This window comes from Isoptericola sp. NPDC056578 (assembly GCF_042793275.1).
In the GTDB taxonomy this organism is placed as follows: domain Bacteria; phylum Actinomycetota; class Actinomycetes; order Actinomycetales; family Cellulomonadaceae; genus Isoptericola.
This window is the reverse complement of the sequence record NZ_JBHTVC010000060.1, coordinates 2,575-14,825: the sequence shown is the minus strand read 5'-3', so window position 1 is coordinate 14,825 and position 12,251 is coordinate 2,575. Positions and strand designations below refer to the sequence as shown.

At 73.2% G+C, this 12,251-nt stretch carries 13 protein-coding genes and 3 tRNA genes; 9 read left to right on the top strand and 7 right to left on the bottom strand.

Going from position 1 to position 12,251, the window contains the following annotated elements:
* Window positions 1–11: 11 nt before the first annotated feature.
* Window positions 12–1,076, bottom strand: coding sequence for a YeiH family protein (locus tag ACFQ80_RS18530; RefSeq protein ID WP_430564670.1), 1,065 nt, complete (start codon window positions 1,074–1,076; stop codon window positions 12–14).
* A gap of 213 nt (window positions 1,077–1,289) precedes the next feature.
* Here ACFQ80_RS18530 and ACFQ80_RS18525 point away from each other — a divergent pair, with 213 nt between their 5' ends.
* Window positions 1,290–2,198 carry a LysR substrate-binding domain-containing protein gene (locus tag ACFQ80_RS18525; RefSeq protein WP_430550304.1) on the top strand — a complete coding sequence of 303 codons (909 nt, stop codon included), beginning with the start codon at window positions 1,290–1,292 and terminating at the stop codon, window positions 2,196–2,198.
* A 7-nt stretch (window positions 2,199–2,205) separates the two neighbouring features.
* Here ACFQ80_RS18525 and ACFQ80_RS18520 read toward each other — a convergent pair whose 3' ends face one another.
* The gene (locus tag ACFQ80_RS18520; protein WP_430564669.1) at window positions 2,206–3,015 is read right to left on the bottom strand and encodes a class I SAM-dependent methyltransferase; all 810 of its coding nucleotides are present in this window, start codon (window positions 3,013–3,015) and stop codon (window positions 2,206–2,208) included.
* A 155-nt stretch (window positions 3,016–3,170) separates the two neighbouring features.
* Here ACFQ80_RS18520 and ACFQ80_RS18515 point away from each other — a divergent pair.
* From ACFQ80_RS18515 to ACFQ80_RS18505, 3 genes are all read left to right on the top strand, one after another.
* Window positions 3,171–3,242 (top strand) — tRNA-Gln (locus ACFQ80_RS18515).
* 78 nt (window positions 3,243–3,320) lie between these two features.
* Window positions 3,321–3,393, top strand: a tRNA-Glu gene (locus ACFQ80_RS18510).
* 65 nt (window positions 3,394–3,458) lie between these two features.
* A tRNA-Glu gene (locus ACFQ80_RS18505) sits at window positions 3,459–3,531 on the top strand.
* A gap of 111 nt (window positions 3,532–3,642) precedes the next feature.
* Here the strand turns inward: ACFQ80_RS18505 and ACFQ80_RS18500 are convergent.
* The 3 genes from ACFQ80_RS18500 to ACFQ80_RS18490 all read right to left on the bottom strand — a co-directional run bounded on the left by ACFQ80_RS18500 (window position 3,643) and on the right by ACFQ80_RS18490 (window position 5,512).
* Window positions 3,643–4,440, bottom strand: a complete 798-nt coding sequence (locus tag ACFQ80_RS18500) for a PH domain-containing protein (protein ID WP_430564668.1) — start codon at window positions 4,438–4,440, stop codon at window positions 3,643–3,645.
* A 17-nt stretch (window positions 4,441–4,457) separates the two neighbouring features.
* Window positions 4,458–4,625, bottom strand: coding sequence for a hypothetical protein (locus tag ACFQ80_RS18495; protein WP_176168850.1), 168 nt, complete (start codon window positions 4,623–4,625; stop codon window positions 4,458–4,460).
* 167 nt (window positions 4,626–4,792) lie between these two features.
* On the bottom strand, window positions 4,793–5,512 hold the full coding sequence (locus ACFQ80_RS18490) for an IclR family transcriptional regulator (protein WP_079574616.1): 720 nt from the start codon (window positions 5,510–5,512) through the stop codon (window positions 4,793–4,795).
* Window positions 5,513–5,702: 190 nt separating this feature from the next.
* Between ACFQ80_RS18490 and leuC the strand changes: the two genes are divergently transcribed.
* Together leuC and leuD are read left to right on the top strand one after the other, a co-directional pair.
* Window positions 5,703–7,178: a 3-isopropylmalate dehydratase large subunit gene (gene leuC / locus ACFQ80_RS18485; protein ID WP_430550301.1), complete on the top strand. Its 1,476-nt coding sequence runs from the start codon at window positions 5,703–5,705 to the stop codon at window positions 7,176–7,178.
* A 38-nt stretch (window positions 7,179–7,216) separates the two neighbouring features.
* Entirely contained in the window at window positions 7,217–7,855 is a 639-nt protein-coding gene (gene leuD, locus ACFQ80_RS18480) for a 3-isopropylmalate dehydratase small subunit (RefSeq protein WP_430545816.1), read from the top strand.
* Window positions 7,856–8,142: 287 nt separating this feature from the next.
* Here the strand turns inward: leuD and ACFQ80_RS18475 are convergent, their stop codons facing one another.
* A complete protein-coding gene (locus ACFQ80_RS18475) occupies window positions 8,143–8,847 on the bottom strand; it encodes an SDR family NAD(P)-dependent oxidoreductase (protein WP_430564667.1) in 705 nt (234 codons plus the stop codon).
* A gap of 78 nt (window positions 8,848–8,925) precedes the next feature.
* Between ACFQ80_RS18475 and ACFQ80_RS18470 the strand changes: the two genes are divergently transcribed.
* Window positions 8,926–9,303, top strand: coding sequence for a winged helix-turn-helix transcriptional regulator (locus ACFQ80_RS18470; protein WP_430564666.1), 378 nt, complete (start codon window positions 8,926–8,928; stop codon window positions 9,301–9,303).
* Between the two features lie 24 nt (window positions 9,304–9,327).
* On the opposite strand, the gene ACFQ80_RS18465 is transcribed toward ACFQ80_RS18470, so the two are convergent.
* Window positions 9,328–10,191 carry an LLM class flavin-dependent oxidoreductase gene (locus ACFQ80_RS18465; protein ID WP_430564665.1) on the bottom strand — a complete coding sequence of 288 codons (864 nt, stop codon included), beginning with the start codon at window positions 10,189–10,191 and terminating at the stop codon, window positions 9,328–9,330.
* Between the two features lie 122 nt (window positions 10,192–10,313).
* Here ACFQ80_RS18465 and rnhA point away from each other — a divergent pair, with 122 nt between their 5' ends.
* Window positions 10,314–10,733 (top strand): ribonuclease HI, encoded by a 420-nt coding sequence (rnhA, locus tag ACFQ80_RS18460; protein WP_430550383.1) that lies wholly within the window; start codon window positions 10,314–10,316, stop codon window positions 10,731–10,733.
* A gap of 52 nt (window positions 10,734–10,785) precedes the next feature.
* Window positions 10,786–12,189 (top strand): dihydrolipoyl dehydrogenase, encoded by a 1,404-nt coding sequence (lpdA, locus tag ACFQ80_RS18455; RefSeq protein ID WP_430550297.1) that lies wholly within the window; start codon window positions 10,786–10,788, stop codon window positions 12,187–12,189.
* The last annotated feature ends 62 nt before the right edge of the window (window positions 12,190–12,251 follow it).

Sequence of the window (12,251 nt, the reverse complement as noted above, 5' to 3'; positions counted from 1 at the left end):
TGACCGCTCGCTCAGGGGGCGAGCACCAGGACGGCGGCGAGCGCCAGCCCCGTGACGACGACGGTGCCCAGGGCGCCGAGCACGAGCGGACGCCGTGCGGTCCGTGCCAGGCGGGGGACGTCGACGCCGGTGCCGAGGGCGAACATGGCGGCGACGAACAGGATCGTCGTGAGCTGCTGGGCGGTGGCGGTGACGACGTCGGGCAGCAGGCCCGTGCTGCGCACCAGCACCGCGGCGAGGAAGCCCAGCACAAACCCGGGGACGAGGGGCGCGCGGCGCCCGCCCGTCTCGGGCGCGACGTCGTCCGGCGCGCCGTCCCGGGGCGCCGCGGTGGCCGCCGCGCGCCGTGAGAGCAGCGCGCCCGCACCGGCGACCAGGGGCGCGAGGAGCACCACCCGCGCGAGCTTGGTGACGGTCGCGGTGGCCAGCGCGGCGGCCGAGACGGTGCCGGCTGCGGCGACCACCTGGGCGACCTCCTGCACGCTCGCGCCGATCCAGAGACCCGCATGGTGGTCGGTGAGCCCGAGGGCGCCCGCCAGCGGCGGCAGCACGAAGATCGCGACCGTCCCGTAGACCGTGACGAGCGCGAGCGCCGCGGCCACGTCGTCGCGCAGCCGGGCGGGCGCCGCCGCCCCCGTGCGCGGGTCGCGCTCCAGCACGCTCGTCATCGCGGAGACGGCCGCGGCGCCGCAGATCGAGAACCCGGTCGCGACCAGCAGGGAGGTGGTCCGCGGTACCCGCAGCAGCCGCCCGAGCCCGAGGATCGCGACGAACGTGCCCGCCACGGTCACGACGACGACGGCGATGCCGCGCCAGCCCAGCGCGAGCACGTCGGGCACGGAGAGCTGCAGCCCGAGCAGCACCACCCCGGCCCGCAGCACGGTGCGCGCCGTCCAGTTGGTGCCGGGACCGACCCGCTCCGCGAACCGCGCGGCGCGGCCGCCCCGGGGGACGAACCGTCCCAGCGCGGAGCCGAGCACCGCGCCGGCCACGAGCGCCAGGACCAGGGGCGACAGGGCCCCGTTCGTCATCGGGGCCAGGAAGCGGCTGACGCCGAGCAGGGCCACGGTCGCCACGGCGGCCAGCGCGAGGCCGGGGCCGAGGCGGGACGCGCCGGGAGGAGTCCGGCGCGTCGGGTCTGCGGTCGGGCCTGTGGTCGGGCCGGTGATCGGGTCTGTGGTCGAGTCTGTGGTCGGCGTGGGAGGGGGAGCGGTGGGCACGTGACCAGGCTCGCGAACCGCCCGGCGACCCGGAAGCGCCAGGTGCCGATCGATCCATAGACTGACGCTATGGCAGACCGTCCACCGCTGGCCGCCCTCGAGCTGCTGGTCGCCCTCGACGCCCACGGCTCGATCTCCGCCGCCGCGCGGGCCGCCGGGGTGTCCCAGCCCACGGCGTCCGCCGGGCTGCACCGGCTGGAGCGGCGGCTGGGCCTCGAGCTGCTGTCCCGCGGGCCGCGCGGCACGGCCCTCACCGCCGTCGGGCGTCAGGTGGCGGAGGCAGCGCGCGACGTCGTGGACGCCACGGACCGCTTCGAGGCCGCGGCCGCCGCCCTGCGGTCCGCACCCGTGCCCGGGCTGCGGGTGGCGGCCAGCCTCACGATCGCCGAGTACCTGGCCCCGCGCTGGCTCGCCGCGTTCGGGCGCGGGGAGCGGGAGCGCTCGGGCACGGCCCCCGACGTCGAGCTCGTGGTGCGCAACTCGCGCGAGGTCATGGAGCTCGTGCTCGACGGTGCGGCCGAGCTCGGGTTCGTGGAGAGCCCGACCGTGCGCCGTGGACTGCGCTCGCGCACCGTGGCCCACGACGAGCTCGTGGCCGTCGTCGCCCCCGCGCACCCCTGGGCACGACGGCGGTCCGTCAGCCCGGCGGGCCTCGCCGCAGGCGACCTCGTGCTGCGCGAGGCCGGCTCGGGCACCCGCGACGTGCTCGAGGACGCGCTCGGGCAGGCGGGGGTGCGCCTGCCGTCCCACGTCACCGCCCTGGGCTCCACGGCGGCCGTGAAGTCCGCCGTGCGGCACGGGGACGGCGTGACCGTCCTGTCCGCCCTCACCGTGGCCGACGACGTGGCCGCGGGCCACCTCGTGACCGTGCCGATCGCGCAGCTCGACCTCTCGCGTCGCCTGCGCGTGGTGTGGCGCGACGGCGCGTCCCTGTCCGCGCCGGCCCGACGGCTCGCCGCGGTGGCCGGCGCGCGCTGACCGGTGCTCAGCGCCGCCGGGCGCGGTAGGCGGACGTGACGTACGGAAGCTCGACCTCGGCCCGGCCGACGAGGTCGGGGTGCGTGGCCTCCAGCGCGTCGACCTCGGCCAGGCGCGCGGCGCGCTCGTCGTCGGGCAGGGTGAGGAGGAAGCTGCGCGTCCCGGCGAGCACGCGCAGCGCCCCGGCCGGGAGGCGGTCGACCCAGCGGAAGGTGGCGGCCTCGACCGCGGTGAACGGGTCGCCGACGCCGGTCAGAGGGACGTGGCCTGCCGCGGGCTCGAGGCGGTCGCCCCGGTGCAGGATCTCGCCGAACCGCGCGACCCAGTCGACGGCGGTGTCGCGGTCGTTCCAGACGACGCCGAGCGTGCCGCCCGGGCGCAGGACGCGGGCGATCTCGGTCGCGGCGGCGTCGGCGTCGAACCAGTGCCACGCCTGGGCGACGAGCACGGCGTCGACGGACGCGTCCGGGAGCGGGAGGTGCTCGGCGGTGCCCTGGTGGGTGGTGACGCCCGGCAGCCGCGCGGACAGCTCGCCGAGCATGGGCGACGACGGGTCGACGGCGACGACGTCCGTGCCCGCCGCGACGAGGTCGACGACGACCTCGGTGAGCTTGCCCGTCCCGGCGGCGAGGTCGAGGACCCGCCGTGCGCCCGCGGGCAGCAGCCACTCGACGGCGTCCCGCGGGTACGTGGGCCTGACCTGCGCGTACAGGTCGGCGTCCCGGTCGAACGAGGCCGCGCGGTCGGCGTGGTCGTGCGGGTCGCGCCCGGCCGGGGCGGACGCGGACGAGGGTGACGGGGGAGTCGAGGGGGCCATGCCGCGAGCCTGCCACGGGTGGGGTCGCGGCGTGACGCACGGCACCCTGCACGCGTTTTGGACGACGGCCACCTGTCCGGTAATGTTTTCCGACGTTGGGCCTGACGCCGGCGCTCCGATCACCATGTCGGATTTGCCCGGAAGGCTCGATCCATTGGGGTATGGTGTAATTGGCAGCACGAGAGATTCTGATTCTCTTAGTCTAGGTTCGAGTCCTGGTACCCCAGCGCAGCGCTCTTCACCCGCCTGGTGCGGTGTGTAGAGTTCTCACCGGCACGGAGGTCCTCGAGACCACCGGGTCATAGGCCCCCATCGTCTAGCGGCCTAGGACGCCGCCCTCTCACGGCGGTAACGCGGGTTCAAATCCCGCTGGGGGTACGCAGACCGTCCGTCTCGACGGACGGTCGCAACGGTTCGGGTCGCAAGACCGGAGCCAGTTCCAGGCCCCCATCGTCTAGCGGCCTAGGACGCCGCCCTCTCACGGCGGTAACGCGGGTTCAAATCCCGCTGGGGGTACACAGCAGGCATCTCACACGCAAGGCCCGGTCCACGCGGACCGGGCCTTCGTCGTTCCACGGCTCCCGACGGAACTGGCTCAGTGCGGAACCGGCTCAGGGCGGAACCGGCTCAGAGGAACGGGTCGGGCACGATCGCGCCGTCGCTGCGCGGGTGGTCGTAGCTCGCGCCGGTGGGCTTCCAGCTCACCGGGTGCGCCCCGGCACTGGGCTGGGCCTCGGGCGGGCGGGGCGCCGGGTGGGGCGGCTGCACGGCGATCGGCTGCGTGATGGGACGGGGGCCCTCGGACTTCTCGCGGCCGGGCACGACGGTCGGCGCGCCAGGGGCGCCGTCGGCCGGCCGGGCGGGTCCGCCGCCCAGGTCGTCGTCATCGTCCAGGCGCGAGCCGCCCGGCGTGAAGAGGGTGTCGCACAGAGTGCGGTAGGTGGAGTCCGGGCGCGGGACGTACCTGATGGTGCGCAGGGCCTGGTCCTGGCCGGCGGACTCCATGTCGAAGCGGCCGTAGCCGAGGACCTGGCCCGTGGGGCTGCGCGAGTACCCCATGTCCGTGACCTTCTTCATCGGCATCATCGCGACCTTGTGCACGACGAGCCCGTACAGGAGCAGCAGCCGCTTGTCGGTCGCGACGAACCACTCGTAGCGCCACTCGAGCCACTTCCAGGCGAGGCGACCGGCCACGACGAACCACACCACCCACAGCCACCCCACGGTGGGGCGCACGTCGACCGGGGTCGACATGACGATGGTGCCGATCAGCAGGAACGCGGCGGCCGTCGTCGCGATCGGCTCGAGGAGCAGCGCCCAGTGGTGCCGGGTCGCGACGATGACCCGCTCGTTCGGCAGCACGTACCGACGCAGGTGCGCGTGCGCGCGCACCGCGTCGCGCTGGCGCCTCTCGTCGGTGGTCACGGGTTCTCCGGCCGTCGTCAGTCGGTCAGGTTCGCGAAGAACTGCCCGAAGCTGGAGAACGCGTTGGTGATGAAGTCCCAGATCGCCGTGACGATGTTCGCCGCACGGTCAGGGCTGCTCACGATCGCGTAGATCAGGAAGATCACGACGATCCAGATCAGCAGGGTCTTGGCCTTCGCGGGCATCAGGTCCTCACGCCTCTCGGGTCTCAGGGCACGGCTGCCCCGTCAGCCAGGAGCGTACTGACCTGGGCGGGGGCCCGACAGCACCGGGCCCGGCGCGCCGCGTGCAGTGGCGGCGGGCCGGGCCCGGCGGTCGGCCCCGCGAGGGGCGGTGGTCAGGGAGGGCGTCGTCACTCGCCGGCGCGGCGCAGCACCTCGGTCAGGCGGTTGGCGGCGGAGACGACGGCGGCGGAGTGCAGGCGGCCCGGCTGGCGGGTGAGGCGCTCGACCGGCCCGGAGACGGACACGGACGCCACGACCCGGCCGGACGGCCCGCGCACCGGGGCCGAGACGGACGCGACGCCGAGCTCGCGCTCGGAGACCGACTGCGCCCACCCGCGGCGTCGGACGCCGGAGAGGATCGTCGCGGTGAACACGGCCTCGCGCAGGCCGCGGTGCAGGCGGTCCGGCTCCTCCCAGGCGAGGAGGATCTGCGCCGCGGAACCCGCGTGCATCGTGAGGGTGGCGCCCACGGGGATCGAGTCGCGCAGGCCGACCGGTCGCTCGGCGGCGGCCACGCAGACGCGATGGTCGCCCTGGCGCCGGTAGAGCTGGGCGCTCTCGCCCGTGTGGTCGCGCAGTGCCGTGAGCACGGGGTTGGCCGCGGCGAGCAGCCGGTCCTCGCCGGCCGCCGTCGCGAGCTCGTTGAGGCGCGGTCCGAGAACGAACCGGCCCTGCATGTCGCGGCCCACGAGACGGTGGTGCTCGAGGGCGACGGCGAGGCGATGCGCCGTGGGGCGGGCGAGCCCGGTCGAGGAGACCAGCTGCGCCAGAGTGGCGGGACCAGCCTCCAGAGCGCCCAGCACGGACGCGGCCTTGTCGAGTACGCCGACTCCGCTAGTATCGTCCATAGGACGATATTGACGTCTCAGTCACTGAGATTGCAAGTCGGGGACCGCATCTCACGGGACGGAACCGTCTCGCGGACCGGGCCCTCCGGGGTCCGACCGACGATATCGACCGGTGAGAACGCCGACGAGATCGACCGAGACACAGCACACGCACGAAGGCCGCGGGGACGCGGCGGACGAGGAGCACATGATGGCCGGCACGCTGGCAGAGAAGGTCTGGGAGGCGCACCTGGTGCGTCGTGGCAGCGACGGGGCACCCGACCTCCTCTACATCGACCTGCACCTCGTGCACGAGGTGACGAGCCCGCAGGCGTTCGAGGGTCTGCGCCTCGCCGGGCGCCCCGTCCGCCGTCCCGATCTCACGATCGCGACCGAGGACCACAACACCCCGACGCTCGACATCGACCTGCCGATCGCGGACCTCACGAGCCGCACGCAGATCGACACGCTGCGCAACAACGCCAAGGAGTTCGGCGTCCGCATCCACTCGCTGGGCGACGCCGACCAGGGCATCGTCCACCAGGTGGGCCCGCAGCTCGGCCTCACCATGCCGGGCCTGACCGTCGTCTGCGGTGACTCGCACACCTCGACGCACGGCGCGTTCGGCGCGCTGGCCTTCGGGATCGGCACCTCCGAGGTCGAGCACGTGCTCGCCACGCAGACCCTGCCGCTCGCCCCGTTCAAGACGATGGCGATCACGGTGAACGGCGAGCTGCCCCCGGGCGCCACCAGCAAGGACATCATCCTGGCGATCATCGCCAAGATCGGCACCGGCGGCGGTCAGGGCTACGTGCTCGAGTACCGCGGCGAGGCCATCCGCAAGCTCTCGATGGAGGCGCGGATGACCATCTGCAACATGTCCATCGAGGCCGGCGCCCGCGCGGGCATGATCGCGCCCGACCAGACGACGTTCGACTACCTCCAGGGGCGCCCGCACGCGCCCGAGGGCGAGGACTGGGACGCCGCCGTCGAGTACTGGACGACGCTGCGCAGCGACGATGACGCCGAGTTCGACGCCGAGGTCGTGCTGGAGGCGGCCGACCTCGAGCCGTTCGTCACCTGGGGCACCAACCCGGGCCAGGGCCTGCCGCTGTCGGCCTCCGTGCCGGTGCCGGCCGAGATCGCCGACGCCAACGAGCGCGTCACCGCGGAGCGCGCGCTGGAGTACATGGGCCTGGAGGGCGGCACGCCGCTGCGCGACGTCAAGGTCGACACGGTCTTCATCGGCTCCTGCACCAACGGCCGCATCGAGGACCTGCGGTCGGTGGCCAAGGTGCTCCAGGGCCGGCACAAGGCCGACGACGTGCGCGTGCTCGTGGTGCCCGCGTCGGCGCGCGTGCGCCTGCAGGCCGAGGCCGAGGGCCTGGACGTCATCTTCAAGGAGTTCGGCGCGGAGTGGCGCAACGCCGGCTGCTCGATGTGCCTCGGCATGAACCCGGACCAGCTCCAGCCGGGGGAGCGCGCCGCGTCGACGTCGAACCGCAACTTCGAGGGTCGCCAGGGCAAGGGCGGGCGCACGCACCTCGTGTCGCCGCTCGTCGCCGCCGCCACGGCCATCCGCGGCACGCTGTCGTCGGTCTCGGACCTCGAGTTCGAGGGCGACGTCGACCTCACGACGTTCGACGGCACCCCGCTGGCGCCGCTGTCCGCCCCGTCCTTCGTCTGACCCCCACCCCGTCGCAGAAGATCGTCCAGGAGTTCGTCATGGAGAAGTTCACCACCCACACGGGCGTCGGGGTGCCGCTGCGCCGCACCAACGTCGACACCGACCAGATCATCCCCGCCGTGTACCTCAAGCGCGTGACCCGCACGGGCTTCGAGGACGCGCTGTTCGCCGCCTGGCGCGGCGACCCCACGTTCGTGCTCAACCAGGACGCGTACAAGGCCGGTTCCGTGCTGGTCGCCGGCGCCGACTTCGGCACCGGATCGTCCCGCGAGCACGCCGTCTGGGCGCTCAAGGACTACGGCTTCCGCGTCGTGCTCGCGCCCCGGTTCGCGGACATCTTCCGCGGCAACTCGGGCAAGCAGGGCCTCGTGGCGGGCATCGTCGCGCAGGAGGACATCGAGATCCTCTGGAAGATCCTCGAGACCAAGCCCGGCACCGAGGTGACCGTGGACCTCGAGGCGCGCACGGCCCACGCCGACGACGTCACCGTGCCATTCCAGATCGACGACTACACGCGCTGGCGCCTCATGGAGGGCCTCGACGACATCGGCCTCACGCTGCAGCACGAGGACGACATCGCGGCCTTCGAGGCGGAGCGCGCGGCCTGGCGGCCGAAGACCCTGCCGGCCAAGCACCTGCCGAGCGTCCCGATCGAGCCGGCGCGCCCGGTCGGCTGACCCTGCGCCCGCACCTTCGAGCGTGGGGGGGGGGTGCGCCGAACGGTGGGTCGCGGGTCCGGCCCCCCCCCCGGGTTGGGTGGCGGGGGGGGGCGCCCCCCGGGTGGGCGGGCGCCGCCCCCCCGGGGGGGCCCCGGTCCCAACCCGGAGGCGGGGGGGGGGGGGCGGGGGGCCCCGGGGGGGGGGGGCGGGCGCCCCCGCCCCCCCCCCCTACCGGCGGGGGGGCACCCCCCCCCCCGGGGTCGAGCGACGCGCCCCCCCCCACGCTCGATGCGTTGCCGGGGCGCTCAGCCGACCTTGTGGCGTGCGCCGCCCTCCACGTGGATGGTCTCGCCCGAGACGAAGCCGGCGCGCAGCAGCCACATCACCGCGTCGACGACGTCGTCCGGCTCGCCGTGGCGGCCGACCAGCGTCCCTGCGGCGCTCCTGCCCAGCAGGGCGGCCTTGCCCGCGCCCAGCCGGTCCCACGCGCCCGAGTCGACGACCCCGGGCGACACGGCGTTGACCCGCACGGGAGCGAGGTCCGCCGCGAGGTGCCGGGCGAGGTGCGCGACCGCGCCGTTGGTCGTGCCCTTGACGAGGGAGCCGGGCCCGGGCCGCCACCCGACGACGCCGGAGAACAGCACGATCGACCCGTGCGGTCGCAGCAACGGCGCGAAGTGCTTCGCCACCAGCATCGGCCCGAGCACCTTCGCCGTGAAGGCGCCGACCAGCTTCTCGTGATCCAGCTCCGCGGCCCGCACGTCGTGCGGCGCCGAACCGGTCGTCACGACGTGGTCGACACCGTCCGCGAGCCGGGCGGCCGCGGCGGCGATCGTCGACTCGTCCTGGAGGTCGATCCGTAGCGCCGTCGCACCGAGCTCCGCCGCCACCGTCTCGGCGGCGGCCAGGTCTCGTGCGCCCACCACCACGTCGTACCCGTCCTTCGCCGCACGTCGCGCGACGGCCGCGCCCAGCGCCCGTGCCCCGCCGATGACCAGGATCCGTTCCATGTCGGCACTCCCTCTCGTAGGATCGGGAGTCACGGTATGGATTGGATACCGGTACCTTCAACGGAACTGGGGACGACCGTGGGCAAGGCCTACAACGTGATGGCGGCGACGTGCCCGAGCCGGACCGTGCTGCACCGCATCGGAGCGCGCTGGACCGTGTTCGTGGTCAACGCCCTCGACGACGGCCCACGCCGCTTCACGCAGCTCAAGGCGCACATCCAGGGCATCACGCCGAAGGTGCTGACGGAGACCCTCCGCACGCTCGAGGCCGACGGCCTGGTCGAGCGCCGCGACTACGCCGAGAACCCACCGCGCGTCGAGTACGACCTGACGCCGCTGGGGCGCTCGCTCCTGGTGCCGCTCCGCGCCGTACGGGCCTGGGCCGAGCAGCACGTGCCGGACATCGAGGAGGCGCGCGCCCGCCACGAGGAGCGCGCGCTCGCCGACCCCGCCTGAACGGGCCGCGGACGACCGTGCGCCCTAGAGGGCGGGCGGACCCTGCCGCACGCGCTCGAGCAGACGCTCCGGCGTCGCCGCCTCCGGGTCCCACCACGAGTCGACGAACCAGGTCGCGCCGGCGTCCGCGAAGGCGCGGGCCTGGTCGCGGGCCTCGCTCGCGTCGGGCGAGAGCAGGCCGGACGCGACGACGTCGAACGGGCCGGCGTCGGGACCGCGCTGCTCGGCGATCCACGCGGTGAGCTCGCGGACGGCGTCAGGGCCGGCCTCCGCCTCCTCCGGCGTCGCGCCGCGGGCCTGCACGACGATCCCGTCCCAGCGCAGCGTACGGTGCAGGTTCTTCAGCGGCGGGTTCGTGGCGTCCCAGACGCCGACGGGCCAGACGGGGATGTGGCCGTGCACCGGGGGAGCGGCGAACCGGAACGGGCCCGTGCGCACCTGCGCGCCGTCGGCCTCGAACGTCTCGCCCGACCACGACGTGCGCAGCCACTCGAGCGTCTCGTCGAGCGCCTGCGCGCGGTCCTTCAGGGCGGTCACCTGCCCCGGGACGGACGTGAAGCCGCGGTCGTCCAGCACCCCGACACCGGCCGGCAGCACGAGGCGCCCACCGGACAGCTGGTCGACCGTCAGGGCGCGCTGGGCCAGCTCCCACGCCCGGTGCCGCGGCACCGCGAAGACCATCGCGCCGAGCGTGATGCGCTGCGTCACGGCCGCGGCGCCCGCGAGGACGGCGAACGGGTCCCAGGCCGTCAGGGCGTCGCCGCCCCAGTCGCCCATGCTCATGCCGTCCCAGCTGAAGAAGCCGTCCCAGCCGTGCTCCTCGCACTCGCGGGCGAGCGCGACGTTCTGCCGCGGGGTGCCGAAGCTGCCGACGAAACCGAACCTCATGTGCGTCTCCTTCGTCGTCCTGGGGTGTGAGCCGACGCTACGTGCGGCGTCCGACACGGCCGTGGACACGGGGAACGTAGGGTGTGCGGGTGCCTGACGAGATCGAGAAGCCCCTGGTCGAGATGTGGACCGACGGTGCGTGCAAGGGCAACCCCGGCATCGGCGGCTGGGGCGCGCTGCTGAAGTCAGGAGAGCACACCAAGGAGCTCTACGGCGGCGAGACCGTCACCACCAACAACCGCATGGAGCTCACCGCCGTCGTGGAGGCGCTGCGCGCACTCAAGCGGCCCAGCACCGTGGTGATCCACGTCGACTCCTCGTACGTGATGAACGGCATGAGGACCTGGATCGCCGGCTGGAAGCGCAACGGCTGGACCACCGCGGCCAAGAAGCCCGTGAAGAACGTGGACCTCTGGCAGGCCCTCGATGCCGAGGTCACGAAGCACGACGTGCGCTGGGTGTGGGTCAAGGGGCACGCCGGCGACCCGGGGAACGAGCGCGCCGACGAGCTCGCGAACCTGGGCGTGGACTCCGTCCGCTAGGTGCGACGGACGTCACGCCGCAGGGGGTGGCGCGCGCTAATAGGCTGGGCCCATGGCTTCCCACTACGACGTCGTCCTCCTCGGGGCTGGCCCCGGCGGCTATGTCGCCGCGATCCGCGCGGCCCAGCTCGGCAAGTCCGTCGCCATCATCGAGGAGAAGTACTGGGGTGGTGTCTGCCTCAACGTGGGCTGCATCCCCTCCAAGGCGCTGCTGCGCAACGCGGAGCTCGCCCACATCTTCAACCACCAGGCCGACTTCTTCGGCATGTCGGGTGACGTGACGTTCGACTTCGGCAAGGCGTTCGACCGGTCCCGCGTCGTCGCGGACGGCCGGGTCAAGGGCGTCCACTTCCTCATGAAGAAGAACAAGATCGCCGAGTACGACGGCCGCGGCACGTTCCGCGACGCGAACACGATCGAGGTGGCGCTCAACAAGGGCGGCACCGAGACGGTGACGTTCGACAACGCGATCATCGCCACCGGCTCGCAGGTCAAGCTGCTCCCGGGCGTCGAGCTGTCCGAGAACGTCGTGACCTACGAGAAGCAGATCATGACGCGCGAGCTGCCCGAGTCGATCGCCATCGTCGGCGCCGGCGCCATCGGCATGGAGTTCGCCTACGTCCTCAAGAACTACGGCGTGGACGTCACGATCATCGAGTTCCTCGACCGTGCGCTGCCGAACGAGGACGCGGACGTCTCCAAGGAGATCGCCAAGCAGTACAAGAAGCTCGGCATCAAGCTCCTCACCTCCACCGCCGTCCAGACCATCAAGGACAACGGCTCGTCGGTCACCGTCTCCTACAAGGGCGTCAAGGACGACAAGCCCGGCGAGATCGTCGTCGACAAGGTCCTCTCCGCCGTCGGCTTCGCGCCGAACGTCGAGGGCTTCGGCCTCGAGAGCACCGGCGTCCAGCTCACGGAGCGGGGCGCCATCGCCATCGACGACCACATGCGCACCAACGTGCCGCACATCTACGCCATCGGTGACGTCACCGCCAAGCTCATGCTGGCGCACGTCGCGGAGGCGCAGGGCGTCGTCGCCGCCGAGACCATCGGCGGGGCCGAGACCCAGACCCTCGGCGACTACCGCATGATGCCGCGTGCCACGTTCTGCTCCCCGCAGGTCGCGTCGTTCGGCCTCACCGAGCAGCAGGCCAAGGACGAGGGCTACGACGTCAAGGTCGCCTCCTTCCCGTTCATGGCCAACGGCAAGGCCCACGGCCTCGGCGACCCCACCGGCTTCGTCAAGATCGTCGCCGACGCCAAGTACAACGAGCTCCTCGGCGCCCACATGATCGGGCCCGACGTCTCCGAGCTGCTGCCCGAGCTCACCCTCGCGCAGAAGTGGGACCTCACCGCCGACGAGGTGGCGCGGAACGTGCACACGCACCCGACGCTGTCCGAGGCGATCCAGGAGTCCATCCACGGCATCGTGGGGCACATGATCAACTTCTGACCGACAGGTCAGACCGGATCTCACGTCAGAGGCCCGGGGCCGCGGAGCGCCCCGGACCCCGG